The following is a 26,454-nucleotide window of genomic DNA, read 5'->3' as shown; positions in this document are numbered from 1 at the left end:
TCATGTATAATTTTTTTATAAAATACCTTCCCTTTATTCTTTGTTTATTCCTATCCTTCTGTTCCGGGCCTCCCCGACCCGAATTGCTGCCTGAAACTCCGGAGGAAGCGCCTCCGAGCATAGCGCAATTGGAAAAGGATCTACAGGATAAGAACCCCAGATTACGGGCCCAAGCGATTTTAGAGCTCGCAAGAAGGGACGAAAGGAAGCACATTCCACTCGCAAGAGATTGGATGAAGCCCGGAAGCGAGGAACTTACCAGAGCCCCCGCAATCCTTGCCTTAGGAATATGGAAAGACAGAGCATCCCTTTCCCGAATCCTAGATTTTCTAAAACCCGACTCAGGAATCGACCCGGGAACCGTACTCGAATCCATAGCTCGAATGGAAGACCCAAGCGCAGGAGATAGGGTGGCCTCCCTTCTGGACGGCAAGGACGCCACTCTGCGCTTACTCGCAGTAGACACCCTGGTTCGAATCGGAGCAAAAAGCTCCGGAAAGGCGATCTTATCCGCGGCTAAATCGAACTCGGATCCGGAAAAAGCGAAAACCTACGCGATGGCATTAGGAAAACTGAATATTAGAGAGTCCGAGAGTTATCTTTTGGATTTGGCTAGAAATTCGGAACCGGGCCCTACTCTGGCGGCCTCATATTTGGCGCTCGGAAAAATCGGAAGTAAGAACGCCGTTCCCGTATTGGTAAAAGCTCTACAGGCGGATTTCGAGAAAGGCAGGGAAAATTCCACGCTCGCACTGGTGGAAATCAAGGATCCTAAATCTCTTCCACTCGTTCTACCGATCTTAGAACATCCGAACCGAGAAGTAAGATACAGGGCCGCCGACGTCCTGATCGGAGTTTCGGACACCTCCTTCCTACCTAAGATTATGGAAGTCTTAGAAAAAGGCTCCCCTTCTTCCAAGGCGCCCGCCTCCCATGTACTCGGAAGACTCAAGTATCTGTCCGCAAGGGAGAAGATGGAGAAAATCATAACCGACTCGAATGTTCCTGACAGAGAAATCGTAGCCCAGGCCTTGGGCTATTTAGGGGATAAAAGAAGCATTCCCATACTCGCAAAAGTCCTAAGGGAAGATCCGGGAGAAGCGAAATACGGAGCGGTTTGGGCCTTAGGCGCAATTGGCTCGGAAGATGCCTTACCGTATGTGGAAGAAGCATGCCTTTCCCAAGACAGAAAACTATCCAAGATCGCTTCCGAAAGTTTGGGGATGATCGCTTCCCCTAAATCCCTTTCTCTTTTGGATAAAAAGACCCAGGACTTTCCGGATTTGGCTTCCGTGACATTATCCGCAATCGCCTCTATTCCGGGCGACGAAGCTAGATCGATTTTGGAAAAATACGCGGAAAGCGATAATCCGAACCTGCACCAAGTGGCGGTTTCCCAATTGAGCGCGAGAAAGGACCGGGTTAGCGTCCCGTTATTGATCAGGCTCCTTCAGGAAGAAAATCCTTCCAGGAATAGGAAATTGATTCTATCCGCCTTGAAATCCGTGACCGGCTTGAAATATTCCTCGAAGAACGAATGGATCAATTGGTATACATTAAGTAATTCTAAAAAACATCCTTGAGTCTTAGAAGCCCCGGATGGTTCGGATCGATTTCTTCCGCTTTCCTAACGAAACGCTTCGCTTCTTCGTTGAGATTTAGGCTTTTATAAATATCCGCCAGATTGATTAGATTCGGCAAAAGGCGGCTGTCCAGATCGAAGGCGTTTTTTCCGAAATGTTCCGCCTTTAGGAAATCCTTATTTAATTTGTAAGAATAAGACGCATAATATTGCAATTCCAAACGTTTCGGTTTTAAACCGGCCGCACGTTCGAACGTCCTCGATGCGGAAGGATAATCCTTAAGTTTCAAATAGGATTTCCCCAACATGAGTAGGAACTCCTCTTCCTCCGAGAAAACGCTCGAAAATCCCTGCAGATAGGTCTTTACGAATTCGTAGGATTTATTCTTGTATAAATCCCGCGCCTTGTCCAAAACCTCCCGCAAGGAGGAATTTTTGGCTTGGGGCTCCGCCAGATATTCCAATCTGACTAACGTGAAATCGTCCGTTAATTCCCCGAATTGAACCGTTTCATCGTAGATTTTCTTCAAAACTCCGTCCGCCGCTTCCACCGTTCTTAGGAATCGACTTTCGTCTTCGTTCACAATTCTTCCCCGTTCGTCGTTTCCGATTAGGATATCGTCCTTACCGTCCGAGCCCAAAATTAAAATGTCTCCCTTTTTCAATTGGAAGAATTTAACGTTAAAGCTCTCCTCATTTCCCGGAATCCCTATCTTCCTGAGAGTCAATTCGCTATCCATAAAATCGGCCTTACCGTCCCGATAAAGTACGGGCCAGGGATGCTCCGCGTTAATATAGAATAATCCACCAGTCTTTTCGTTCAGCAATCCGATGACGGTGGAAATATACATGGAGCCGTCGAAAGATTCGAAAATACTCTGCAATTCTAAAAAGGATTCTCTCAACCAGGACTCGGGAGATCTGGAATATCCACCATTTCGATTGGTCCTACTTAGGATGGATTGGAAAACGGTCCCCATTACCAAGGCGCCCCCCGCTCCCTGGATGGATTTTCCCATCGCGTCTCCGTTCACGAATACGGTATACATATCTCCCCCAATGGAGATATTTCCGGAGATACTGATGTCTCCTCCGATCTCGTAATTCTTTTGCTTGAATCGTATGGATTTTTTCTGTTTGGAAAAGAAATCCACGCTAAGGTATGAGCTCGAACTTTTATTTGTAAACAACGGTTGGATAAGAAGAGAAGTGAGAAAATAATCCCCATCCTGTTGCGTTTTCAAACGATTCAGGTTTTCCAAAGATTCATTTAGCTCCTTGGTTCTCTCTTCCACCTTGTTTTCCAGATGTTCGTTCAATTCCTCCACCTGCTCGTTCAGACGGACGAATTTGTTAGCCAGGATCGTGGCGATACTGATAATAAAGAAAAAGAAAGTATACCCAACGGTCCTAGGAAGTACCAAAATATTTCGAGTGGACAACGTATCCAAGAGCGCCGAAAGAACCACTATGGATACTCCGAATAGGATCAGAATCGCATCTCTGTCCTTATTACGGATCTTTCGAACGAGATAATTAAATATGAGCGCTACATACGTGGCCCACCCGTATTGCACGACCGAATTATTGAGCTTATCATAAAATATCACATCGTTTGAAAATACATAAAGAAGAACAAAAACGGCGTAGATTCCATCCAAAAGGTTGACGAATCTCCCTCTAGGAAACTTAAAATACGATCTGATAAAATTTGCGAAGATCGGAATCAGAGCCGTCAGGATAATATATTCCGTCTTTTTCATGTATAAGAACGGAATTCCCAGCTCGTATTTTAATTGGTTTCTTAAAAATTGATAAAGAACTAGAAATATCGTAAATAGTCCGAAATAAAGGTTCTCGGTATCCGTTCTTCTTCTCAGGAATAAGAATAGGAAATACCCTCCTACGGTCAGGTAGATCATCAAAAGTGCGATTTTCGAATATTCCGTACCGTAATAATCCTTTCGTATCAATTCGGTGTCGCCGATTTCCGTCCGATCCTGTTCTATCCCCACTTCGGGATGAAAGAACTTTTTCACTTCCACGATCAGTATATTCTCTTTACCCTTCCGAATCAAAGAAGGGGAAATCGGATAGATCCGAATTTTATCATATGCCTGAGGCAACGAGGAGTTCATATCCCCAGTCTCGCCGATTAGAACTCCGTTTAGATAGGTTCTATCCTTATCGCTAAGAGTGCCCAGACGAACGGATAGACCTGCCGCCTTCCATGTTTCGGGAGCGACGAATTTCTTAATGAGATACACCTTTTCCACGGATTCCGAAGTGGCAAGATGCACACCCGGGACCTCGTAGGCCTCCGTTTTTATCGAATTCGCTTCTCCTTCCAGAAATCTATCGGAATACTCTTTTGGATTTAGTTTTTCCTCGGAAAGTTCCCAAGAATGATTCGAATCCGAATCCAAGCTCACGATCCGATCGAAAGATTCTATTTTTTGAATATTCTCCGAAAAAATCGGAAATGGGATTAGAAAGAGAATAAGAAGGTATAAAATTGTTCGAGAGACAAAACTCCATGAACAAATTCTTGGAAGGATAAAAGGAGCGGAAAACTTTCCGAGACGACCGAACATCGAGGACCCCTTAAGTAAGATTATTTTTAGCATGGCGATTTCTTTTTAAAAGAACGCCGTTCGGTTTTTCGGATAATGGAATCGTTTTCGAATAAGTATTGTTAGGCTTTTAACTCCTATTTTTACGATTTTACTACAAGCAAATTTCGGAACTGCAGGATTACAAGTTGGTATCTTCCCAATCGAGTTCGTAATCCCGCCGCCCTGAATATACTCTTATTTGGAAGAAGATGAGAGAAGATCCAGAAATTCGTCGGAACCTATCAGATCCGCCTGTCTCGGAAAGACTTTCTCCATTAAAGTCCTGTGCACGTCCGGATCCCGATCGGAACATAGATCCGTTAGGATTATATTTTTGTAATCCGCATCCGCGGAATACCGGACGGTGGAAAGAACCACCCCGCTGGTGGCGATTCCGAAGAATACCAAGGTATTTACTCCTTTCGCTCTAAGAATCATATCCAGGTCGGTTCCTAGGAAAGCCCCTACCCTATGTTTGGTGACGATGATATCTTCCGCTTGGGGGGAAACTCCGGGATGAATATCCAACGCCTTGGGATCCTTTCCTCCTAGGCCGCCCGATTTCTTGATCGCACCGAACATCGAATTATTCGGATGAATCTCCGGATATCCCGGACGGAATCCTACGACGATATAGATGACCGGTAAACCCTTTTTGCGGGCGACGGAGAGAACCCGATTCGCCTTCTCTACAAGTTGGCTCGGGTCCTTTACATAGCCGCCGTTAATGATCGCGTTTTGGTAGTCCATGATCAAAACGGCGGTCTTTCCTGGATCCAAGGAAGGTTTGGGATCCGCCTTTAAATTTTCCTCGAAAGGAATTAGGAAAGCGACGATCAAAGTTAGAATTGAAATACGAAACATGATCGAAGCTTAACATTTCCGAAGTTTCCGTCATCCATTTTGGAAGAAGCGACCGAGGTATAGAGCCCAGAGCCGACTCCGGATAACCGGATCCCGCTTAGATTCGGTTTACTGCTGTAAAGATAGAGCTATCAAGATCACAGCAATCAAAGGAGGTAATCCTTGGATGATCCCGGCTCTAGCCATCGCAGGCTTGGAAACGACCAACACGAGTCCTGCACCGAACACCGATAAGCAGGAGAATATAAGAATCGCAGGCGCGTAAGACGGAAACGAATCGAAAAAGATCGCACCGAATAAGGCTCCGACTGCCAGAAATAAATTATAAAATCCCTGGTTTAAAAATACGGTTTTCATCGCCTCCGCGGACTTAGTGTCCGTGACTCCGAATCTTCTGTGGATTCTGGGCTTCATCCATAGGACGCTTTCCATAATGAAAATCCAAACATGCAATAAACCTACGAGTGTAGCTAGTATTCTTGCCGTTACTATCATGCATTCTCTCCAAATTTCGTTTTAGATCGGCCCTGGGAATGTATCAGAATGAATTTGTTTTGTAAAGACGAATCCATATAAGAATCAATTTTAGATTGAAAGAGGAGTAGAATCGCGGAGAAGTATCGAATCTCGCAATTTCCCTCTCTATAAGTACGAATGTTTACTCAAACGGACTCGATTCAATATTTAAAGGCGGCCACGATAGCTCAGCTCAGTTTTCTTATCTTGAACTTTCTAGTGCGGGTGAAAATCGGCTACCAAAGCGTTTTAGGAAGCCTTTTCTCCGCCTCCCTGATCGCGTATTTTATTTGTCCACTTTTGGATCATTCGTCCAATTTGTTTTGGATCGTCTTAGTGCATACAGGATGCTTTTCCGTATCCGTATTCTTCTATTTATTCGTTTCCAGCCTATTCGAAGACGATTTCAAATTTAAAGTTCGACACGGACTCTTATTCCTATTCGTTAATTCGTTTTGTTTTTATATTTTTCTAATATCCGATCTGAAAAACGAAACTTCCGTATTTTCCCAAGTTCTATTCAGCATGCCTCAGGTAGTATATCTTAGCCTGATCTTATTCACATTGGCGAAAGTTTTAAAGGATAAGAATGCGGACTTACTGGAGTATAGACGGGACTTTCGCGTGATATTTTCCTGGGTGACGGGGATGTACAGTCTATCCGTCGTACTCATGGAAGTGATCACAAAAAAATCCGAATACTCCACGCAACTGGATCTGATCAATTCTTCCTTTATTTTCGTACTGGTGTTTTTCATTTCTTTTCGAATCTTCGAATTCAGAAAAAACGTCTTTCCTGTATCCGAAACCAAGATCGAAGAGGAACCGATTGACGAGGAATTATTAAAAAGTCTGAATTCCCTCCTAAAGGACCGAAAGATTTTTCTGCAGGAAAACCTAACGATCCTATCCCTTGCCAACCAATTGAGCGTTCCAGAAAAGAAGGTAAGAAAGTTGATCAACAAGGGCATGGGGTATAGGAATTTTAACGAATTCTTGAATCATTTCAGGATCCAAGAGGCCAAGACGATCCTCTCCGATACATCAAAAGACGATTTTCAAGTGCTTAGAATTGCCATGGATTTAGGCTACGGTTCTCTTGCTCCTTTCAATCGGGCCTTCCGCGAAATAGTGGGAATGACCCCTAGCGATTTCAGAAAGAGGAGAAATTCCACGAAATAATCGATCGAATCCGGAATCGATCAGCATTTGTCGGATATCCATCGGAATATAAACCGAAGCCGTGCTTAAATGATCCATCCAATCCTCTAAAGGAGAAAAAGGACATTATGTGCTTCCATAAACAATTACTTCAATATGCTTCGGATCTGGTCCATCAGATACCGGCGATATTTCTGATAGATTTCGTAAGATATCTCATATTCGCCGGCTTGGCTTTTTCGGTGTTCTACGTTTGGAAACATCCGTTTCAACATCGAAAAATCCAAACCAAGAGCGCGACAAAGTCCCAATTCAAAAGGGAATTTCTATATTCTCTCTTTTCCGTGATCGTATATACTGCGGTGACTCTCGTAGTGTTATTGTTTCGGAAATACGGATTCTTTCGTTTTTACGAGCGAATCGAGGACTACGGCTGGGGTTACCTAATACTTAGCGTTTTACTGATCTTAGCGATCCAAGACTTCTACTTTTATTGGACTCATAGGCTTATGCATACCGCTTGGTTTTATAAAAGAGTACATAAGATACATCACGAATCGGTGACTCCTTCTCCTTGGACCGCATACTCCTTCAGTCCTTGGGAGGCCTTGATTCATTCCTTCATCATGCCTATTGTGGCAACGCTTTTTCCCGTTCACCCTTTGGCTCTTATGATCTTCATGACGATCCAGATCGCACGAAACGTATTAGGTCATAGCGGTTACGAGATATTTCCGAGCTGGATGCTCTCTAATAAAATATTAAAACTGGTTAATACGAATACTAACCACGATATGCACCACCAAAGCTTCCGCTATAACTACGGACTCTATACTACGATTTGGGATTCCATTTTCGGGACGATCCATCCGGAGTATGAAAGAACTTTTGCCGAGATCACGACTAGGAGCGCCGAAAAAAATAAACTACAAGAGAGTGTATAATCGCGATAAGCCTTGGAAAGATTCGCATCCGTCTAGGTGCGAGTCTTTCTATATCGGTTTCTTGACTACGAATCCGTAATGAAAAGGGGGCAAATCGATCGGCTTCTCCGACTCGATTCTAAATCCTGCCTCCCTTGCCCACAGGTAAATATTCCCAGGCCTAGGCCGGATTTCCATTTTAGGACCTCTCGGTGTATTCGGGTCGTAGTTCCAATGCATCAAACCCGATCTACCGCCGGGTTTCAGGATTCGAAAGGCCTCTCTTAAGATCGAAACCGGATCTTCATGATGCAATAAATTGAAGATCATGACGTAATCAACGAAGTCGCCTCCGAGTCCCGTTCCCTCTTCTACTATATCCTTTTTGATGGGATGGATATTATCCAAGCCGAGTCGATTCGCATCTCTTTCCAGATCGAAGACAAGACTCTCTTCGATTTCATACGCTAAAATTTCGCTCTTATTCTCTTTAGCCAATGGAAAAGTAAAAGTCCCGTATCCGGATCCGAACTCCACTATCCTCCCCCTTACGTTCAAAAGATCCATTTTTTCCAGAACTAAGGGTAAATCGAAAAGAGAATCCCAATATTTCGCATCCGGCATTCCGCTATCTCTCACCTTCATATCCCATATGCAAAATCGGCTTGACCCACAGTCAAATCAATATTCAAATATATATTTGAATATTTGAGCAATTATGAAATCTAAAAAAACGGGCAGAGAATTTAAGAATCTGGTGTATTCCGGTTTAGCGAAATACGGAAAAGCAATCTCAGACCCCAAAAGGATAGAATTATTGGATCTCTTAATCCAATCCGAAAAGAATGTGGAGCTGCTATCTCAAGGGATCGGAATGAGCATGGCGGCAACCTCGCATCACTTACAAATTCTGAAAGAATGCAAACTCGTCCTGGATAGACGGGAAGGCAGAAATATCTTTTATAAGATAGACCGGGCGGGCATTCGGATATTCGATACGATTTCTTCCGCAGGAGAGGAATTCAACGCCGAGATTAAAATGGAAATGAACGCTTTCTTCGATTCGGAACAAGAATGGAAGGAATTGGAATATAAGGATTTTTTAAAGAGCGTAATCTCTAAGGAAGTCGTTCTCATCGACGTTAGACCCGAGAACGAATACAACTCAGGACATTTTCCCGGTTCCCTGTCGTTTCCCTTGAAAGAGCTCAGATCCAAATTGGCTAAATTACCTAGACGCAAAAAGATCTTCGCGTACTGCCGAGGAAAATACTGCGTTCTTTCCGAGGAAGCAGTAAAAATCCTTAGATCGGAAGGTTTCCAGGCCTACAGAATATCCGAAGGCCCTTTGGAATTTGCAAACCATGGAGTGAAACTCAGCAAAGAACCCTAATTTAGTATTTCTTTTTTTTACGAAAACTAAGTAGGTTTCACTCCAATGCGGTAAGACCGCCGGTAGATATTACCGAATTCTTCCTTCAGAAATTCCGATTCAAAAATCTGCGATAAGAGATCGTAAACGGAACAACGATCCAAGCCGCCAAAACCGTCAGGCTCAAAAAAAGCACCGGAATCGTTCCGAGTGTTTTCAATAAAAATGCGCCGGAAAAACCTAGAAGAACGGAAGTCTTGGTCTGCAAAACCAATGCGATCCGGATCAGGTCGATCGGATTCAATAAAACCACGAATAAAACCGGAATTTCCACCGGATATTCTCCCAGATAAAGACTCAATACGAACACGAAAGAATCGAATAAGATGAAAAAATACAACCAGATGAGTAAGGCTCCGGAGAGAATCAATTCTCCTTTTTTAAAAAAAGAACCCAAAAGAAACGCCAAGGCCACGAAGATCATCACTAGAATAATCCCGAAAACGATCAACTCCAGGAATAAAAGAATAAAACCTAAATCCGTATAGAAAGATAAAAAGCCGGGAATCCCGATACCAACGACCAGGCTCAAGGAAAGAGAGGCGCAAATTCCCAAATACTTTCCCCAAAAATATCCGGATCGAGTGACCGATTTGGAAAGCAGCACTTCGGCAAAAGGAAGAGAGTCCAGAAAAGACAGCCCGGCGAACGTGATCGCAAAAAGAGGAACGATAAGTAGGACCACGTTCATGAGGCTAGTGATCAATCTGATTCCGTTCTCGTTTCCGAAATAATTTAGAATCGAGACGCTGATCGTCAAGAATCCGGAGAACACGAAGATCCATTTATTTCTTATATTTTCACGGATCTCGAAAAGTAATATCTCCTTCATTTCCCCTCCTCGTATTCCCGATTCCAGAATTCCATGAGGGATGTTTGCAAATTCTCGAATCCCCCCTTTTTTACGAAATTCCTGGGAGAATCGTCTATGAGAAGAGAGCCCTCCGCCAGAAGTAGGAATCTGTCCGAAATTTCCTCAACTTCGCTCAGAATATGGGTGGAGAATAGGAGTAATGCTCCGTCCTTTTTTTTCTTTTTTAAAATTTCCTTTAATATATGGGATACGTACGGATCCAAACTCGCCGTAGGCTCGTCCACTAAGTAAACCGGCTTTTTTACCGAAAAACATTGGAGTATATTCAATTTTTGTTTTGTTCCTCCGGAAAGAGATCCGAATTTCTTTCCCTCCTCCGCTTTGAGCCCGAGAGTCTCGTAGAGATTATGATAGGTTTCCTCCTCGAACTCCTCCAATTTTCGGAAGAAAGATATCAATTCCGAAACGGTCAGATTCTTAGGAAAGAAAGGTGTTTGGGGCATATAACCAACATCGAGCTCGCGAGAAAGGCCTTCATCCTGATCGTTCCAACGAACTCCTCCTCCCGAAGGCTTTACGAGTCCCAGAATACTTTTGAGCAACGTGCTTTTTCCGGATCCGTTCGGCCCGATCACGGAAACGATCTCTTCAGGCCTAGCGACAAAAGATATATTATCCAACACTTTCGTATTTCCGAAACGAACTTCCAAATTTTCCACAGATATCATAAAATCTCCCGCATAGATGGGGTCGCATCCTCGAAGTCCAATGGCGTAACGATCGGAAACGCCTTCTCCAACCCTTGTAGAAATAGAACGACCGGGGATTCGTATAATATCATCAAAAATGGATATTCCGCGACCCAGTATCCGAAGAAGTGCACCGGTTTATAAGGAGTATCTCCGAAAGTATCCCTATCCAAATCGTATCCTTTGTATCTGTCCCAGTAATTCTGTAAGAACCGATTACTGGTGGTTTTGGCGTTCGTGCTGACATCGAAAACATTGTCCCGAAAATCGTTCTTTGCAAACGTATTCGAATCGCTGTTTCCTAAGATTCGAATACCCCAACCGTTGTTACCGATTCTGTTGTGAGTGAAATAATTCCGATTGCAGCCGTCGGAGAAAATAGCCACCGTATTTCCATAAAATTCGTTTTTCACAAAGATGCCGTCGGATATCTCCTTCAGTAGGAGTCCGTAGGCTCCGTCTCCCCAGTTATTTACGAATTTATTATTTTCCACCAGGATGTTCTTGCTGTACATCACCGCGACCCCGGCGGAATTATTAGAGAATTCGTTTCCTCTAAAATCGTTATCCGAAGAGAACATAAAATGCATTCCGTATCGGATATTGTATTCGGAAACGTTATCCTCCATCTTCAATCCGGACGAAAACTCCAAATAGATACCGTCCCGATGCTTTCGAATCTTATTTCCGCGAATGAGGACGTTTTTGGAAGACCAAAGATGAATTCCGTTCCCTCCCGACACCTCGTTATATGCATTACCGATCGCGGTATTTTCGAGTATGGAACATCCGTCCACATTCGCCAAGTAGACGGCGTAAGCCGTATCTTCGAAAGTATTCTCCTCGAATCGACAGCCTTGAACGCCTTCCGCATGAATCCCCGCATACTCCGTAATGTCCGAAATTCCGCTCCCTACGATTTTCAACCCTAGTATGCTCACTCCATCGGAACGGACATCGAACACGTGCTTTTCCTTATTTCCGTCGACTATGCTTCCTGGGACCCCGCGAATTCCTATCTTCTTAGAAATGATAAGGCCGCCTTCCCTGTACAAGCCTTTGCCCAAAAGAATGGAATCCCCGTCGCGAGATAGATCTAACGCTTGGGAGATTTTGGAGACTTTGCATTCGGGACAGACGGTTATTTCACGGGCGATTAGACGGGAGGGAATCGAGTAGGAGAGACAAAAGAAGACGGCGATCCAACTCGATCGGGTAAAAGCCTGGAAGCCTCGTTTCGGAATATAGTCCATTCTATTCTTCTAATATCCTTCCTAGCAATTTTCCCTTATGTTCTTTCAAATATTTTTCCGCGGAGGAGCGATCGGAAAAAGCAGCAATACCCTCTCCCATAGGGGTCCGAATATTCTCGGATTGGATATAACTCGCCGAATCTATAGAGACCATCTTTCCGGGAGAATCGTATAACGCAACCCAGGCAGATTGAATCGAAGGTCGTTTTTCCTTTACGTACGCGTGTAGACATTCCAGGGAATCGAAATAGATCCTACGACCCTTGGATGTTAGAATCTGCGAATGAAATTTATTGTCTGTAATCGCCATGGAGCAATGTGCGCAATGTTCCTTTCCCGTTTCCGGAAGAATCGGTTCGTTACGCACACAGGATATGCCGGTAAAAGCGATCAAAACCAAGGACAATACGATCCGATTAAATTCCATGTCGCAGTTTCCTCCTCTCTTCCCAGATGATGAAAATAAGAATCGCAAGACACAAAAACAGGATCCATCCTCCGTATGAGGGGAAACTGCAGGCTGTGATATTCAACATTTCCTTGCAACCGAGTAGAGGCGGTTGGTAACTCATTCCGGGAACTACGATAGGAGCTTCCGGATTCAGATTATGACCATAGTTGTATTCCCATCTCCAAAAATCGTAAAGTCCTGCGATTCCCAGAATCACGAAATTAAAAATACCCAAGGCGGCCATGAATATCCTTGGAAGGAAGAAAGTGACAAGCGCGCCGAACACCATATATCCCAGAACATACGGCATAAAGAGCAGTTCCGGAATCGAATCGGACACTATCTCGTGCATTCCTATATAATGGTTCAGTAAATTAATATTCTGCAAATCGTATTCGGCAGCCCCGGTCAACTTATGGACCCAAATCTTCATCCCCAATCCTTCCGGATACTGAGGCGCCGCAAGCGAAATATACCAGATAGGTACCAGAAATATCACAGCCAAAGCGAAACCGACTCCTAATATTAGGAGCCGGTTTCTGGCGGATAGTTTATGAAGAAGCAATTCTTTCATTCTTCTATCCGCCTTCCGTTAGGGAGTTACCCGAATATACTGTTGCATCTCTTGGTGAAGAGCGGAACAGAAGTCCGTGCAGTAGAATGGATAGATACCCGCCTTCGCAGCCTGCCATTTAAACGTTCTGGTTTGTCCGGGCATGATGAGAAGGTTCGGCATTTCCGGCGCTCCGCCTACCGCGAATCCGTGCGGAATATCGAAGTCTTGTTCCAGGTTGGTTACGTGGAAGTAGACCGTATCTCCTTTCCGAACTTCGATGGTATCAGGCTTGAAGTGGGATCTGATCTGAGCCATATAAACTCGGACCACATTTCCTTCACGTACGATTCTCGCGTCTTTTTCGGATTTCACCGCGTAAGGGTGTTTGTTTTCCTCCAAAGGATAGATCTTCGCCATCTTATCCATGATGAGTTTTGCGGGAATCATCTGAGAATAGTGAGGCTCTCCCACCGTAGGGAAGTCGGAAAGCAATTCCGCTTTGCCTCCGGAGATATCGTAAAGCTGAGCACTCTGAGGCAGCTCCATTCCCACCGGCAAATATCTGTCTTTCGTAATCTTGTTGAGAGCGATCAGATATTTTCCGTAAGGTTCCTTGGAACTTCCTCCTACGATGGAAAGGTGTCCCACACTATAATATGCAGGTAGATGCTGTTCCACCTCCCAGGTTCCCAATTCCCATTTTACGACTTCGGAACTTACGAAGCAAGAAGTGTAAGCGTATCCTTTTCCGTCGAACTCCGTATGTAGAGGCCCGAGGCAAGGTTTCTTAACTTCTCCCGCAAGAGTGGACTCGTATTTGAGGATGGGGATTCCCATAATCTCTCCGGTTCTATGTTCCGGTTTATCCTTCACTTCGATCAGTTTGCTGAAAGAATGGACCGGAATCACCGTAGCCAATTTACCTCCACCTACGATATATTCTCCCGTAGGATCCACGTCGGTTCCGTGAGGGCTTTTAGGAGTAGGCATATAGTACATCATGCCTTCGCAATTTTTCGGTAGGAGCATTTTCACTCCGCTCAACTTCTCGGAAACGACCGGCTTGTTCTCAGGTAGGAAGTTATTGTAATATTCTCCTCCAAAGTTAGTGGCCTTTCCTTGATCCAGACATTGTTTTGCACGGACCCAATTGAAAGCGAGAATGTAGTCTTTGTCGTTCTTAGAGGCACCGACTTCCAACATCTTATAAGCTTGCTCGGAGTTATAGGAGGTGAAGAAGCACCAATCGTGGGACTTACCCTTACCGCAGTGGGAAAGATCGTAGTCGAAACCGGGAACGAGAACTTGCAATTCTATGGAAAGTCTTCCCGTCTTCGGCTCCACTTTGACCATAGTTACGGTTCCTTGGAACTCTTTGCCGAAATTCTCTATAGGCACGCTCTTCTGAGGAATCGGTATCGAGAATCGAGTGGCTGCCATCAGATATTCCGTGTTTTCGGTGGCGAAAGGAGATGCATGGTTTCCCGCGCTGTTCGGAATTTCCAAAATTTCTTTGGTCTCCATAGCTCTCAGGTCGATACGAGCCAATCTAGGAGTATTGTTCGCATTTAAAAACAACCATCTACCGTCCTGCTTTCCATCGGTCATGGAAGCTTCCACGTGATGGCTATCGTCCCAAGGTACGTATCCGGAAGTGGTACGGAGCATGTTCTTGGTTTCCTCGTCGTAACCATATCCGTTTTCGGGAAAGACCGAGAAAACGGGAATGATCTTAAACAATCTTGCGGAAGGGATTCCGTAGACGGACATCTGTCCGCTGAAACCGCCTGAAAGGAAGGCATATACTTCGTCTTTCTCTCCCGGTGCTACATAGACCTTTTTAGCCGCATCCGAAGCCAAAGTCGCAGTCGAAGCCCCCTTACCGCAGGTCAGGAACAAAATCCCAAACAGCACTAAGGAGGTTACAGTAACGATTTTTAATATTCTAATATTCATACGCAACCTCTCTTATTTTTTATCCAATTTCCTCAGATATTCCAAAATTTCCCTGGCTTCCGACTCTTGCACGTTCTGGAAAGTCATTTGAGTGAGGTGCTCGGCCAGCAACTCCATCGCAATCGGATCCTTTTGAGTCATCTCCTGGGGATTTAAGATCATATTCATGATCCATTCCGGAGTCCTTCTTTCGGTAACGCCTTTTAGCGCAGGTCCTACGACCTTCTCTTCGAACTTATGACAGGCGCTGCATTTCATTTCGAAATGCTTTCTTCCTTTCTCGGCGGAAGCCGCATCAATAGGTCCTAAAACGACGGAACTTACCGGTCCGATTCCCTTGCTCGGGCCCGCTGCAGCCTCTCCCTCGTTCGTTTTCTCTTTTCCGCAAAAAAGAAGAGTCGTGGAAAGAAGGAGAAGCAGAGCGACCCCGCTCGCGATCCTTTCCGTAAAAATATCATACGATAACTTTAGATTCATAATGCGGTATCTCCTTTGTTGCCGAGACGAAGCGTATTCGCTTTGCTTAACGTTTTCTACCCGACACAAGTATCAGAGTTCATAAGTCGATTACTCTCCTTGATCCGGATCAAGTTGCGCCCGAATGCACGAGTGATAATTGTCAAACGGAATAAACTAAAATGAATTCGAAGAGGCACATGCAGTACGTTAGGATATAGGAAAATGTTAGATAGAGCCGATACGATGAGCCCGAAGATACTAGAGGAAGTTACGGAAGAGAAGTTGTTCAGCATCTTCTCCGACGGAAAAAGAAGGAAATACAAAAAGGGAGAATTCCTGTTTCACCAGGGAGATAAGGCGGAGTCTCTCGATCTACTCGTGGAAGGAGGCTTGCAGATTTTCAAATACGACGCGAACTCCAGCGAGATAACTTTAAATTTCTTCTCTCCTTATTCTTTGGTGGCGGAGTCGGCTTTCATGAACGGAATCCATTATCCCGCTTCGGGACGCTTTATCTCGGACTCGGTCGTACTTCGAATGCCCATCGCCTTATTTAAGAAAAAGGTTAATTCGAATATTCAACTTTGTCATCTTCTGATCCAATCGCTTTATCAGAAGATACAGATCCTTAATATGACGATCAACCGTGGACTCACGATGGAGGCGTTGCAGAGAGTGGCCCATTTCTTATACCACTTACCGGAAAATTATCCCCCGCTCAGCCATGTCCAGATCGCTTCCATGCTTTTCCTTCGGCCAGAGACTTTTTCCCGAGTTTTGCGACAACTGAAGGATCTAAATATCATAGATCCTAAGAGGGGAGAAATCATAATTATAGACCGAAAAGGACTTTTAAAATTTATAGAGTAAACTTAATTTTTTTTGACTCAGATCAAAGACTTGCCCATGTTTTCGGTTATCATGAAAATATGAAGTTCATTCCCCAATTTCGCTCCGACGTATGGACGGTGGCGTTTCGTCCCTTCTTCCTAGCCGTTTCGTTACATGCGATTTTCGCTCTTCTCATCTGGGTCCTCATCCTATTCTCCGTAATTCCTTCTCCTTTTTTGGTAGGCGGCATTCAAATGCACTCTTACGAAATGGTGTACGGGTTCGGGAGAGCGGCCGTAGTCGGCTTTATTTTCACAGCCGGACAATACTGGACCAAAAGCGTTTTGATCGAAGGAAAGGCCCTGGCGTTTTTGTTCTCCCTTTGGTTCTTGGGAAGATTCAGCTTTCTCGCCTCTCCGGCGCTTTCCTATGCCGCGGTTACTTTCGATCTTTATTTCGATATACTCGTTTTATTCTATATTCTCCCCGCCCTATTCAAAAAAGGACAAGAGCATAACCGAGTCGTCGCAATAACGTATTTCCTATTCTCCTTACTGCATCTTCTTACAGCATTTTCCTTTTTGGGTGTGGTTCCAAGTGACTGGAGCATGCATCTCATCCATCTTTCCATTTTCGTGGTCCTACAATTCGTGGCGATCATCGCGGGAAGGATCCTACCCTTTTTCACATCCGTGGCTGTCGCGGGCTCCAACCCTCGAAGGTTTCCTCATTTAGAGACGGCGATCCAATATTCGGGCTTCATATTTCTGATTCTGGAAACCGTAACGCATTCCAATCCGGGAATCGTTCCTTTTGTGGGAGTTTATTGCTTCTTTCTGTCCATACTGCACTTCGCACGCTGGTATTTTTGGGAACCTTGGAAATCGGTACGCACTCCGATTCTTTGGATTTTGCATAGCGGATATTTTTGGTTATGTTTCGGATTCTTCGGGTTCGGTCTCTATCACTTGGGTGTTTGGTCGGCATCCTCGGCGTTCCACCTATTCAACGCGGGAGCGATAGGCGTTTTTATCTACGGCATGATCACTAGAGTTTCCCTGGGTCACACCGGAAGATTGATCCGTGCCTCTAAAGCGACAGTTGTCGGGTATCTGCTGATTAATTTAGCGGTGATCACTCGGGTATTCTTACCGATTTGGAATCTATACAGGGAGGCGTATTTCTTTTCGGCAATATTCTGGATCGTTTCTTTCTTAATATTCTTCCTTCAATATGCAAAAATACTGATCAGACCTAGGGTGGATTTCCAATCCAAGCCCAGAGTTTAATCCTTCCCGATTAAAAAAAGCGGAGAAGTCCTAAAGACTCCTCCGCTCCCATTCAATCACTTCTTTTTAATTAATCCGCGTTAACCGGTGATCATTCGGACCAAGGCCCGTCCGATGAATCGGAATTTTTCTCCCAATGGGAATCTTCCCAGATTCACTCCGACCACCCCTTTAGTGAACCGTGTTCTTTTGGAATAATCGATTTTTACGTCCACGATCACCGGTCGTCCCGTATCGGCGATCAGGAACGCGTCCCGGATCGTTCTTTCTATCTGATCGTTGGATTGTAAAGATACGTAAGCGGCTCCCGTCCCTCTCGCAATCCCTTCTAATTGTAATTCGCCTAGAATGGTACATGTCTTTCTTCTATAAGGGATTTCCTGTCCTTGGGAGATTTGGGACAATTCTCCATCATAGAATACGAATATTACTGTTCCTACGGAATGAGCGGAGGCGGTAAGAAGTTCCAGTCCGGTCATTAGGAATGCGCCGTCTCCTACGATACCGGCCACCTTTCTTTCCGGATTCGCCATTTTGGTCGCAATCGAAGCCGGCACACAGTATCCCATGCTGTTAAAATCCGTAGGGGAGAAGAATGTCTTAGTCTGGTAGACGGGATACAATTCCTCCGCAAGGAAGGTATGGTTTCCGTCGTCCACGACCAAAATGTCGGAGGCTTCCATCTGCTTTCTCAGTTCTTTAAAGAATAGAGATGGATTGATTCGATTCGGTACGATATGAGCTTCCCATTCTTTTTCGTAGCTCTTCTTCTTTTCTTGGATTAAGTCCGCAATCTTATTCTTTCGTTTCGGTAGATCCTTGTTCTTTTCCAGAATTTCGATCAGTTGGGATAGAACATACTTCGCGTCCCCTTCTATGCCGACTTCCGCAGGATAGTTTTTAGAAAATACTTCTGGATTGATATCGATATGGATCAGTTTCTTCGGCACCTGCATTCCGAAACTTCCGGTAGGAATTTCAGAAAAGCGAGTCCCGATCGCAAGTAGACAATCGCAATCCGCAAAAGCTTCTTCTCCTGCAGGAACGGAATAGGTCCCGAAACCCATGCCAGTATGATTCGGATGATTTGCCGGGAATACGCTGAGTCCCTGCAATGTAGTCGCCACCGGTGCGTCCAGAATTTCGGAAATTCTCACCAATTCTCTCGTTGCGTCTCTCGCTCCCCATCCTACAAAAATTCCGGGAGATCGGCTAGAGCCAAGAATCTCACAAGCGCGTTCTATCTTCTCCCGATCCGCATTCTTCTCCTGAACTTCCTTTCGGAAGGTCGGGAGAGAATCCACCTCTCCTCGGAATAATTGGATATTTACCGGAATTTCCACAAAGACCGGACCGCATTCGTCCGTGGTCGCGGTTTTATAAGCCTCGTAAATCGTAGGGATGATTTCTCGATGTTCCCGTATATAATACGTTTTCTTCGTGATTCCTTTAAGAATCTCCGCCTGGTCCAACTGATGGAGTTGGTATTTTTTTCCGGAATCGGTCCTCACTCCGCCGGAAATTACGAGCATAGGGATCCCGTCCAAGAAAGCCTCTCCAATTCCGCTTAACGCGTGAGTCATACCCGCCGCGGGAACGATGACTATGGTTCCGATGGAATCCGTCGACCTACTGATTGCGTCGGCCATAAAAGAGGCTCCACCTTCGTGGGTCACTAGAATCGGCGTGATGCTATCGGAATTATTCAATTCGTCGTAGAGTTCGGTATTATGGACGCCCGGAATTCCGAACGTATATTTTACCCCTATTTGTTCCAATGCGAATACGGCTAAAGAAGCGCCGGTCTTTTTCATATCATTACATCCAATAAATATTCTAATTTTCTAAAATGTTCCGAACAGCGGATCGGGAAGTGAGAATGCAACCTCCCAAGAAAGTTCCCTCCAAGGCGCCTTTGCCGTGGATTCCCCCTCCTCCGAAACCTGCCGCTTCTCCCACGGCATATAGACCAGGGATCGTCTTGCCGGATTGGTCCAAGACTCTGGATTTCAGATCGGTCTGTATCCCTCCCATGGACTTTCGGGTCAGAACGAATTCTCGGATCGCGATGAGCGGGAACGCTTTCTTATCCACGATTTTCTGGAAGTCGCAGGTCCGGATCTTATCCCCGCGATACGCTCTCAATTGGGCGATCCTTCTCAACTGATCGTCGTCCCGGAATACGGGGCCCCGATCCAACATATCGTCGTAAGCCCGTACGGATCTTTCCAGAACTTCGGGTTGCACGGAATCCTTTCCGGTGAGAGCGTTCATCTTTTCCGCGAGTCTGGGAATCGAATCCGCAGTCACGAAATCCACGCAATTCTCCGTCAAAGTCTTCACGAGTTTTTCGTTACCGAAAACCACCGTTTTCAAGAATCCCATTAAGTTTTTATTACGTATTTCGTCGTTGAATTCGGAACCGGAGACCGCCAGTTCTTTTACGGCGATCTTCCAATTCAATACCTGCCAGGAGTATTTTTCTCCTTGTTTGCAGACTTCTTCTACTAAGAATCTGGTATCGAAACCCGTGATCAAAGGTTGGGGACCGATTCTTTCTCCGTAAGAATTCAACCATAGAGCGGACTTGGGCGGAACCAAACTCAGTCCGTGGTGTTCCATTTTAGGATCGGGATGATGAACTCCCGCAGCGTAATTCCACATCTTATCCAGATGAGTGATATTCGCTCCTAATTTCTTGGCCTCGACATGAAGATCTCCCAAAGCGAACGGATGCGATCCGTTCAATAATGTATCCGGAGCCTTGCCCATATGCTTCGGCCAGTATTTACGAACAAGTTCCAGATCCCCTGCGATCCCTCCGGAAGCGATCACTACATGTTCCGCATGAAATTCGGATTCTCTCCCCGTTTTCACATCGATGCCCACGCAACCGCATACTCTTTTACCGGATCGAATCAAACTCTTGACCCGGGTATGGAAAACCATCTCTAGCTTGTCCCGATTTTTATGACCTAAAAGTTTTTTGACCAAAGCCTCTATGAGACCATGGCCCGTTCCCCATACCATATGAAATCTAGGAACGCTATTGCCGGGTTTATACAATCCTCTCTCCACCCAATGGACGACTGGGAAGAAGTTCACGGAATGTCTCCGAAGATAATAATAGATATCCTCTTTAGAACGATGAATATAATTCTCCGCCCATAGATTGGGCAAAAGATCCTTTGCGGAAAACTCGGCTGTGGCTCTCCAATCGGATAAAGCCAACGAGACATTATCCCGAATCCCTCCCCTTCTCTGGACGGGAGTGTCCACCATAAAGATACCCCCGAAGGAAAGCTTCGCAAGTCCGCCCAGCCTTTCCTGCTGATCTCGATCCACGAGTAGAACGCGACGATTTGCGTCCAATAAATCCAAGGCGGCCACGATTCCGGCAAGCCCTCCGCCGATAATCACTGTATCGGATACGTAAGTGTCTCTCTTTTGGTTCTTTTTCTGCATGATATCCGCAGAATTATATAACGGAATCCCCCAATCTTCCAATTGATGCTTATCAAATTGGGGCCGAAATAGTACTTAAATATTTATTAATATATGTCAATGTTTCCCAGTTTGGGAGGGTTCTCTAAACTTCGCACAAGCGGACATACATCTCGATAAGGGGAATGTAAGAGGGAGATAAGATTAGAAGAATTATTAGAATCAATCAAAGTCAAAGCCGCATCAATTGCAAAGGCAGCACGGCATGCGGGACTTACGAAACTAATATGAATTTTTCATGAATGGAAATCCGGATCATCGTCATAGGCGAAGGAATCGTTATTAGTTTTACTTCCTTATTTTCGGCTATTCTCAATCGCCTCTTTTAAAGGGATTATAGCAAATCCTACGCGATCACTTACCGCCGGTAATCGTAATCCAATCCACGAACTTGACTCGAAGGAAATCATCGATCGGTGCCGTAAATTGATGGTAAGCGAGAAATAGGATCCAATAAACCAAAGTGGCTCCCACAAGCATTTTTGCGGAGAGGTTGGCTAGGGTAGGAGAAGCGGTATAATACATCCGAATCACCGCGATGGGCCAAACGAATAGCAAAAAGAAATACACCGCCCTGGGAACCCCGTAGAACCAATTTAGAATTTCGGTAGGATAAGATTTGGACAATCTTCCGTAAGATTCCTTCAGCTCCGGAAAGAATTGGAAAAAATAGAAAACGAAAACGAAGAAGGTCGCGATTTTCCAAATGATCTCTATATCGTTTCGGATGAGAACAAGAGTAAGGCCCACGAACCAAAGTAGAAAGATAGGAAAAACGATCTGATCCAAGAAACTGGGAGCCGCCTGGGCAAGAAACATTAGTAGAACCTCCTGAGATCATCTTCGGAAGAATGAACGCCCGAGGCCCAATCCAAACATTGGATCAAACTCTCCGGATCAGCCTTTCCTTTACCCGCAATATCGAAAGCGGTTCCGTGGTCCGGCGAAACTCGCACGAAATCCAACCCTAAAGTGAGATTCACGCCGAACTTTCCCTCCCACATCTTGAAAGGAATCAATCCTTGGTCGTGATAGCATGCCAAGTAAAGAGAATATTTACTCCTACCCGACTCGCTAAAGGCTCCGTCGGCGGAAATCGGATCCGTAACGCTTAGGCCTTTCTTTCTCATCTTGGATATCATGGGAGAGAGAATCTTTTTCTCCTCGTCTCCCACCTTCCCCCCTTCTCCCGCATGAGGGTTTAAACCCAAGAAGGCGATTTCTCCTCCTTTGCGAAGAGGAGCGGATCGAATCGCGGAGATTAAACTGGGAATATGGATTTTTTTCAAGTAGAAAGGCACCTTTTTCAAGGGCACGTGAGTGGTTAATGGAAGCACGCATAATTGTCGACCTGCCATCAACATATAGGTGGGACGCTTATATCGGTCCGCCAAATATTCCGTATGTCCTCGGAATCCCTTTACTCCGGACTTTAAGACCCATTCCTTACTTAAAGGAAGCGTAATGAGATTACCGCCGATTTTCTTTTGCAGATCCACTGCTGCTTCCAAAGTCTTGAATGCCGACTTTCCCGAGACCTCACTGGGTTTTCCGGTCTCCAGCTTCTTCTCCTCCGATCCGGAAAGAGCGGAAGTTCTCCAAAGATACAACCCCGGACCGGATAGGTTCTTGGGATCCGAGACTTCCTTCCAGCCAGTATAGGATTTAGAAGAATGGGAGCTGATAAAAAGAAAAACCCGATCCCTGGCTAAGGTTTCGAGTTTCTCTCGAGAGGATTCTAGGATTTCCGGACCGATCCCGCAGGGATCTCCTTCTGTGATTAGGATAGGGACCAAGGCCTAAACCCGGGAAGTTTAGGCTTCCCTTGCGCTAGCCGTTTGCTTTCCGAAAAGTCTTTCCAAAGTAAGGGAATCTTTAGCGTATTCCAGCTCGATATGGTCCTTATTGGAATGTTTGAGGTCGCTGGAGATGATACAACGTCCTTCCAGAACCACTCCGTTTTGGATGATCAACTCAGGAGTGCGGATATCTCCGAGAATCCTTGAAGTAGGAAGAAGCATCACTCTGTTTCTTGCGGTGATATTGCCGATTACGATTCCTTCTACGATCACGCTGGCTGCGGTGATATTAGTGCGGACTTTTCCGGAAGCTCCGATATAAAGTTGTTCCGCCTGTAGGGACTTTCCTTCGAATTTACCGTCGATCTTTAAGGATCCGTTGATAAAGAATTTTCCGTTAAAGTAGGAATTTTCGCCGATTGTGGAATTGGTAACTTCGGAAGAGTTCTTTACAAGTGCCATGAATTCAGAATCCTATATGCCTCGGATCGGGAAAGATCCGGTGTAAACACAAATAAACGGGCCCAGGGCATAGGAAAAGGAATTTTTTATATCTCCTCGGGTTTTTCCGAGTTTCGTCTTTCGGTCCCCTTTTTCGGGGAATTCCAACGCCCCGATTCTTTAAGACCCGTCCTTTTGTTTGATTTGTAGGACTTCCTACAAATCCAGATGTAGCAGAATCTTGTCCTTGCACCGGATTCCATTCTCCCAAATCGGTTCCTTGTAGTTCCGGAGAAAAAATCCCTTATCGATGGAGAATATCTCGAACCCGCATTTTTGGTAGAGGCCCAATTGAGAGAGGCTTGAATTTCCGGTCCCGATCGTAAGGGTCCGAGCTCCGGCGTCCTTCGCGACTTGGATCGAATTTTCTAGAAGAATTCTCCCGAAACCTTGGCCTTGCAATTTTTCCTCCACGGCAAGATTCATGATTTCCATCTTCGATTCATCTTTTCGGAGGATCAGAACCTGACCTATCCGTTCTCCCTCTTCCCTTTCCAGCACATAGCAATCCGATCTATCCAAGTAAGAGCGAATTTCTACCTCGCTTGGATCTGCCAAGAGTAGAAGATGTATGGATGGAGATTCGTCGGGTCTGAGTCTTCGAAAAATGGGCATGTGTCGATCGATACGATTCTTAGGAAGGAAAATGTAGGAAATCTATTTCTAAATTAAGGATTCGAAAAAGCACAAGATAGGAAAAAAAACGAGCGGAGATCCTCGGAGAGATTTCACTCGAATCTTAGTCAAGATCTTGCTAGTTCCTACAGAAAAACCGCAAAACTTTTCGGATTGCAAAAAGGGGACTTTTCTGATAAAGGAAAATCGCCCCCCTTCTCCCGCAAGCCCGCCTCCTCCACCCTAACTCGGGCGGGGGCCCGTTTTGAACACGTCGGAGGAACGGAATTTCCGTTCAGAATTTCGGAACTAAAAGAAAATCAAATCGAAAAGCAATAAAAAATCAGACTCCGCACTGCATACCTTCTCTTTATACCCCGTTAAACTCCGGCTTTTTCCGTAGCCCCCGCTCCTCGAAATAACGCGGGTCTTGCTTGCCATGGATTCGAAATCGTTTAATAATTTCCTAATGCTTAATATTCGGGACGTTGATACGATCCAGGACTTCGACAGTGAATTCTCTAAATTCCTCAAGGGCGTCCGGTATGGACTTACCTTCCAGTTCCGTGGCTTTTTCGAACCTAGAGTTAAATGTGATCCTGTCCTCTATGTTCATGATCACTCCTCCTCCGGCCTTATATTCTCCCAAGACCTTTGTGAGGAATTCGTTGAATTTTTGGAACATCTCGAATGCTTCCGCAATGAAGATACGAGTCTGCTTATTCTTCATCCGACTCAACTGTTCCCTAAATTCCTGCTTCTCCGCGGCCTGGTATTCCTCTATGGTCTCCGTAAGAACCTTGATGTTCCTGCGAATATTCTCCATATGCTTCACGACTCCGTCCTTCTCGTTTCCGTGGGAGAAGTCGAAGCGGATATGAGTCTCGTTTAGAATAGGAAGATATTCTCTATCCAGAACATTGATCCAGGTTCCGATTTGATTCACTTCCGAATCGTTGGAATTCGGAGAGATTTTCATGATAGGATATTTTGCGAGAATTCTGCCGGCGGCCTCCGGATTTTCCCGGAACATTCGGATCTGCTCCGCGGCCGTTTCCAGATTGTCCGGAATCCCTTCCGGGGAAATTTCCCTCATCTTGGTTCGGTATTTTTCCAGATCCCGGGTCACCCGATATTTCTGTTCGTCGTTCTTGGACAGCCTCAGAATCTTTTCCAACTGGAGGATCATCTTCTGGTGTCTTTGTAATTCTAGAATTTGTTCCTGGGTGATTGCCATGATGCCGAACTGATCTTAAGAAAACCTGGTTGCCGAAGCAAGAAAATTCCGGATCTTATTAGCTCTTCTTTCTATATCGATCCAGCACGAGTCTAAGAAAATCCGACTGTGGAAATTTATACACCAAGGATTCCATGAGCCGGACTCCTTCCTCTACCTTTCCGGTTTCCAAAAAGGAAATCGCCTTTAGGTAGATCATCTCTGGAGAATACTGGAATCTTCCGGTCGATAAGGACCTTTCCTGGAAAACCTCGAACTTCTTGTCCTTGAAGGCCTGGACCGCCAAGGCTCTTTCTCCTAAATAAGATACAGTCTGGGATCTCAGACCCAAGAGTTCTGCGTCCAAATCGGAGGCCAGTGTGGAATTCCATATTACTAATAGCTCGAAGGGACGGAGTGTGTGGGCAAGTCCCTGTTCCTTTAATATGCGAAATCTTTCATATAAGGACTCGTCCGTTCCTTCCTGGATTGAATCCCTTAGGGTTTCGGACAATTCTTCTCTTCCGTTTCTTTTCTTCTCGTTCCGAACCCATTCGGTCACTTTGTCCCTAGGTTGGATCTTCTTGATCAGAAAGAATCTGTCCCAGATGGAATGCCGGACCTCATATTGGCGGAGAAAGACTTCTCTTTCTGGAGCCTTAAAGGCTCGAATCTTACGGGCAATCATAGTCTCGAGTACGGATACATTTCTTAGTCCCGTCGTCTTTTCCCGGAAATAATGAAAAGCCAGACCCAATAACGAGGTGGTCTCGGAAGAAACCACCTTGTCGAAGAGCTCGTTCTGCTCCTCGGGATTCAATCCTCTAGTCTTGTGCGCGTAAGCGAATTTCTCCTTTAAATCCTTTCCTTCGTATTTAGGAATCTCTCCCTGGGGGAGAAGTCCTAAATAGAAAAGTAATCTTCTTCCTTCTTTGGCTTCTTCCAAGCCCTCGGCGAAGGAATCCAAAAGATCCTTGTATTCCTGGATTCTCTCCTCGCATAATAGGAAAGCGGAGCATAGGTAGAATAATTCGGAATCCCATACCACCTTACCCTTCAATTCCTCCAATAGTTCCTGGAAGAAAAGCCTAAGTAGTCTTTCTTCTCTTTCCGTGATCCCTTCCTCGTTGATCCAATCGAAGCGAGGAGAACGAAATACGAAATTTCCGAATAGATCCGCTCTAAAACATTCACCCGGTTTCAGATGGGTCAGAATGCTACCGCTATAATTATCCAGGATTTTGGCCTTGATCCTTAGAGCCTCCGCGGAGGACGCCGATGTGGGAGCTCCCACATTCTTCTTATCCCAGTCGGGGTGTCGTAAAGTTATTTCAGGCCATTCCGTTTCTGTTACCGATAACTGCATAA

Annotated in this window: 25 protein-coding genes; 6 read left to right on the top strand and 19 right to left on the bottom strand. The window is 45.2% G+C overall.

Going from position 1 to position 26,454, the window contains the following annotated elements; all coding sequences use genetic code 11:
• Window positions 1–2: 2 nt before the first annotated feature.
• A complete protein-coding gene (locus LEP1GSC061_RS05070) occupies window positions 3–1,583 on the top strand; it encodes a HEAT repeat domain-containing protein (protein ID WP_016544995.1) in 1,581 nt (526 codons plus the stop codon).
• Here LEP1GSC061_RS05070 and LEP1GSC061_RS05065 read toward each other — a convergent pair.
• The 3 genes from LEP1GSC061_RS05065 to LEP1GSC061_RS05055 form a co-directional block, all read right to left on the bottom strand.
• A complete protein-coding gene (locus LEP1GSC061_RS05065; protein ID WP_016545099.1) occupies window positions 1,567–4,209 on the bottom strand; it encodes a SpoIIE family protein phosphatase in 2,643 nt (880 codons plus the stop codon). The two genes, LEP1GSC061_RS05070 and LEP1GSC061_RS05065, sit on opposite strands and share 17 nt — an antisense overlap.
• 183 nt (window positions 4,210–4,392) lie before the next feature.
• Window positions 4,393–5,061, bottom strand: a complete 669-nt coding sequence (locus LEP1GSC061_RS05060) for a cysteine hydrolase family protein (protein WP_016544930.1) — start codon at window positions 5,059–5,061, stop codon at window positions 4,393–4,395.
• Between the two features lie 108 nt (window positions 5,062–5,169).
• Complete coding sequence (locus tag LEP1GSC061_RS05055) at window positions 5,170–5,556, bottom strand: DUF1304 domain-containing protein (protein WP_016544616.1); 387 nt, start codon at window positions 5,554–5,556, stop codon at window positions 5,170–5,172.
• Window positions 5,557–5,715: 159 nt separating this feature from the next.
• Here LEP1GSC061_RS05055 and LEP1GSC061_RS05050 point away from each other — a divergent pair, with 159 nt between their 5' ends.
• Entirely contained in the window at window positions 5,716–6,759 is a 1,044-nt protein-coding gene (locus tag LEP1GSC061_RS05050; protein ID WP_016544512.1) for a helix-turn-helix domain-containing protein, read from the top strand.
• Between the two features lie 107 nt (window positions 6,760–6,866).
• Window positions 6,867–7,682, top strand: a complete 816-nt coding sequence (locus tag LEP1GSC061_RS05045) for a sterol desaturase family protein (protein WP_016544402.1) — start codon at window positions 6,867–6,869, stop codon at window positions 7,680–7,682.
• A 48-nt stretch (window positions 7,683–7,730) separates the two neighbouring features.
• On the opposite strand, the gene LEP1GSC061_RS05040 is transcribed toward LEP1GSC061_RS05045, so the two are convergent.
• Window positions 7,731–8,306, bottom strand: a complete 576-nt coding sequence (locus LEP1GSC061_RS05040) for a class I SAM-dependent methyltransferase (RefSeq protein WP_016544276.1) — start codon at window positions 8,304–8,306, stop codon at window positions 7,731–7,733.
• Between the two features lie 73 nt (window positions 8,307–8,379).
• Here LEP1GSC061_RS05040 and LEP1GSC061_RS05035 point away from each other — a divergent pair, with 73 nt between their 5' ends.
• A complete protein-coding gene (locus LEP1GSC061_RS05035) occupies window positions 8,380–9,054 on the top strand; it encodes a metalloregulator ArsR/SmtB family transcription factor (RefSeq protein WP_016544768.1) in 675 nt (224 codons plus the stop codon).
• 85 nt (window positions 9,055–9,139) lie between these two features.
• Here LEP1GSC061_RS05035 and LEP1GSC061_RS05030 read toward each other — a convergent pair whose 3' ends face one another.
• The 7 genes from LEP1GSC061_RS05030 to LEP1GSC061_RS05000 are packed head-to-tail and all read right to left on the bottom strand — an operon-like array spanning window position 9,140 to window position 15,349.
• Window positions 9,140–9,925 (bottom strand): ABC transporter permease, encoded by a 786-nt coding sequence (locus LEP1GSC061_RS05030; RefSeq protein WP_016544976.1) that lies wholly within the window; start codon window positions 9,923–9,925, stop codon window positions 9,140–9,142.
• Window positions 9,922–10,635: an ABC transporter ATP-binding protein gene (locus LEP1GSC061_RS05025; RefSeq protein ID WP_016544747.1), complete on the bottom strand. Its 714-nt coding sequence runs from the start codon at window positions 10,633–10,635 to the stop codon at window positions 9,922–9,924. The genes LEP1GSC061_RS05030 and LEP1GSC061_RS05025 overlap by 4 nt, the downstream gene beginning before the upstream one ends.
• The gene (locus LEP1GSC061_RS05020; protein WP_016544853.1) at window positions 10,632–11,909 is read right to left on the bottom strand and encodes a nitrous oxide reductase family maturation protein NosD; all 1,278 of its coding nucleotides are present in this window, start codon (window positions 11,907–11,909) and stop codon (window positions 10,632–10,634) included. Before LEP1GSC061_RS05020 ends, LEP1GSC061_RS05025 begins: the two co-directional genes overlap by 4 nt.
• Window position 11,910: 1 nt before the next feature.
• On the bottom strand, window positions 11,911–12,336 hold the full coding sequence (locus LEP1GSC061_RS05015; RefSeq protein WP_016544257.1) for a nitrous oxide reductase accessory protein NosL: 426 nt from the start codon (window positions 12,334–12,336) through the stop codon (window positions 11,911–11,913).
• Window positions 12,326–12,934 (bottom strand): hypothetical protein, encoded by a 609-nt coding sequence (locus LEP1GSC061_RS05010; RefSeq protein WP_016545081.1) that lies wholly within the window; start codon window positions 12,932–12,934, stop codon window positions 12,326–12,328. The genes LEP1GSC061_RS05015 and LEP1GSC061_RS05010 overlap by 11 nt, the downstream gene beginning before the upstream one ends.
• An 18-nt stretch (window positions 12,935–12,952) precedes the next feature.
• Complete coding sequence (gene nosZ, locus LEP1GSC061_RS05005) at window positions 12,953–14,872, bottom strand: Sec-dependent nitrous-oxide reductase (RefSeq protein WP_016544621.1); 1,920 nt, start codon at window positions 14,870–14,872, stop codon at window positions 12,953–12,955.
• A 12-nt stretch (window positions 14,873–14,884) separates the two neighbouring features.
• A complete protein-coding gene (locus LEP1GSC061_RS05000; RefSeq protein WP_016544516.1) occupies window positions 14,885–15,349 on the bottom strand; it encodes a c-type cytochrome in 465 nt (154 codons plus the stop codon).
• 204 nt (window positions 15,350–15,553) lie between these two features.
• Between LEP1GSC061_RS05000 and LEP1GSC061_RS04995 the strand changes: the two genes are divergently transcribed.
• Together LEP1GSC061_RS04995 and LEP1GSC061_RS04990 are read left to right on the top strand one after the other, a co-directional pair.
• Entirely contained in the window at window positions 15,554–16,201 is a 648-nt protein-coding gene (locus LEP1GSC061_RS04995) for a Crp/Fnr family transcriptional regulator (RefSeq protein ID WP_016544387.1), read from the top strand.
• A 59-nt stretch (window positions 16,202–16,260) separates the two neighbouring features.
• The gene (locus LEP1GSC061_RS04990) at window positions 16,261–17,451 is read left to right on the top strand and encodes an NnrS family protein (RefSeq protein ID WP_016544775.1); all 1,191 of its coding nucleotides are present in this window, start codon (window positions 16,261–16,263) and stop codon (window positions 17,449–17,451) included.
• 80 nt (window positions 17,452–17,531) lie between these two features.
• Here LEP1GSC061_RS04990 and LEP1GSC061_RS04985 read toward each other — a convergent pair whose 3' ends face one another.
• From LEP1GSC061_RS04985 to LEP1GSC061_RS04950, 8 genes are all read right to left on the bottom strand, one after another.
• A complete protein-coding gene (locus tag LEP1GSC061_RS04985; RefSeq protein ID WP_016544193.1) occupies window positions 17,532–19,265 on the bottom strand; it encodes a thiamine pyrophosphate-binding protein in 1,734 nt (577 codons plus the stop codon).
• A gap of 22 nt (window positions 19,266–19,287) precedes the next feature.
• A complete protein-coding gene (locus LEP1GSC061_RS04980) occupies window positions 19,288–20,916 on the bottom strand; it encodes an FAD-binding dehydrogenase (RefSeq protein ID WP_040508072.1) in 1,629 nt (542 codons plus the stop codon).
• Between the two features lie 393 nt (window positions 20,917–21,309).
• Window positions 21,310–21,774 (bottom strand): hypothetical protein, encoded by a 465-nt coding sequence (locus LEP1GSC061_RS04975; RefSeq protein ID WP_016544238.1) that lies wholly within the window; start codon window positions 21,772–21,774, stop codon window positions 21,310–21,312.
• Window positions 21,774–22,751 carry a PdxA family dehydrogenase gene (locus tag LEP1GSC061_RS04970; RefSeq protein WP_016544273.1) on the bottom strand — a complete coding sequence of 326 codons (978 nt, stop codon included), beginning with the start codon at window positions 22,749–22,751 and terminating at the stop codon, window positions 21,774–21,776. Before LEP1GSC061_RS04970 ends, LEP1GSC061_RS04975 begins: the two co-directional genes overlap by 1 nt.
• Before the next feature lie 18 nt (window positions 22,752–22,769).
• Window positions 22,770–23,216 carry a bactofilin family protein gene (locus tag LEP1GSC061_RS04965; RefSeq protein ID WP_016544363.1) on the bottom strand — a complete coding sequence of 149 codons (447 nt, stop codon included), beginning with the start codon at window positions 23,214–23,216 and terminating at the stop codon, window positions 22,770–22,772.
• A 195-nt stretch (window positions 23,217–23,411) separates the two neighbouring features.
• Window positions 23,412–23,870 carry a GNAT family N-acetyltransferase gene (locus tag LEP1GSC061_RS04960; protein ID WP_016544977.1) on the bottom strand — a complete coding sequence of 153 codons (459 nt, stop codon included), beginning with the start codon at window positions 23,868–23,870 and terminating at the stop codon, window positions 23,412–23,414.
• A 466-nt stretch (window positions 23,871–24,336) separates the two neighbouring features.
• Window positions 24,337–25,107 carry a hypothetical protein gene (locus LEP1GSC061_RS04955; protein ID WP_016544440.1) on the bottom strand — a complete coding sequence of 257 codons (771 nt, stop codon included), beginning with the start codon at window positions 25,105–25,107 and terminating at the stop codon, window positions 24,337–24,339.
• A 58-nt stretch (window positions 25,108–25,165) separates the two neighbouring features.
• A complete protein-coding gene (locus LEP1GSC061_RS04950) occupies window positions 25,166–26,452 on the bottom strand; it encodes a hypothetical protein (protein ID WP_016544291.1) in 1,287 nt (428 codons plus the stop codon).
• Window positions 26,453–26,454: the final 2 nt, after the last annotated feature.

The sequence above is a fragment of the Leptospira wolffii serovar Khorat str. Khorat-H2 genome, assembly GCF_000306115.2.
Classification (GTDB): Bacteria; Spirochaetota; Leptospiria; order Leptospirales; family Leptospiraceae; genus Leptospira_B; species Leptospira_B wolffii.
Note: the sequence above shows the minus strand (reverse complement) of the source record. Positions and strands in the feature narration are given on the sequence as shown.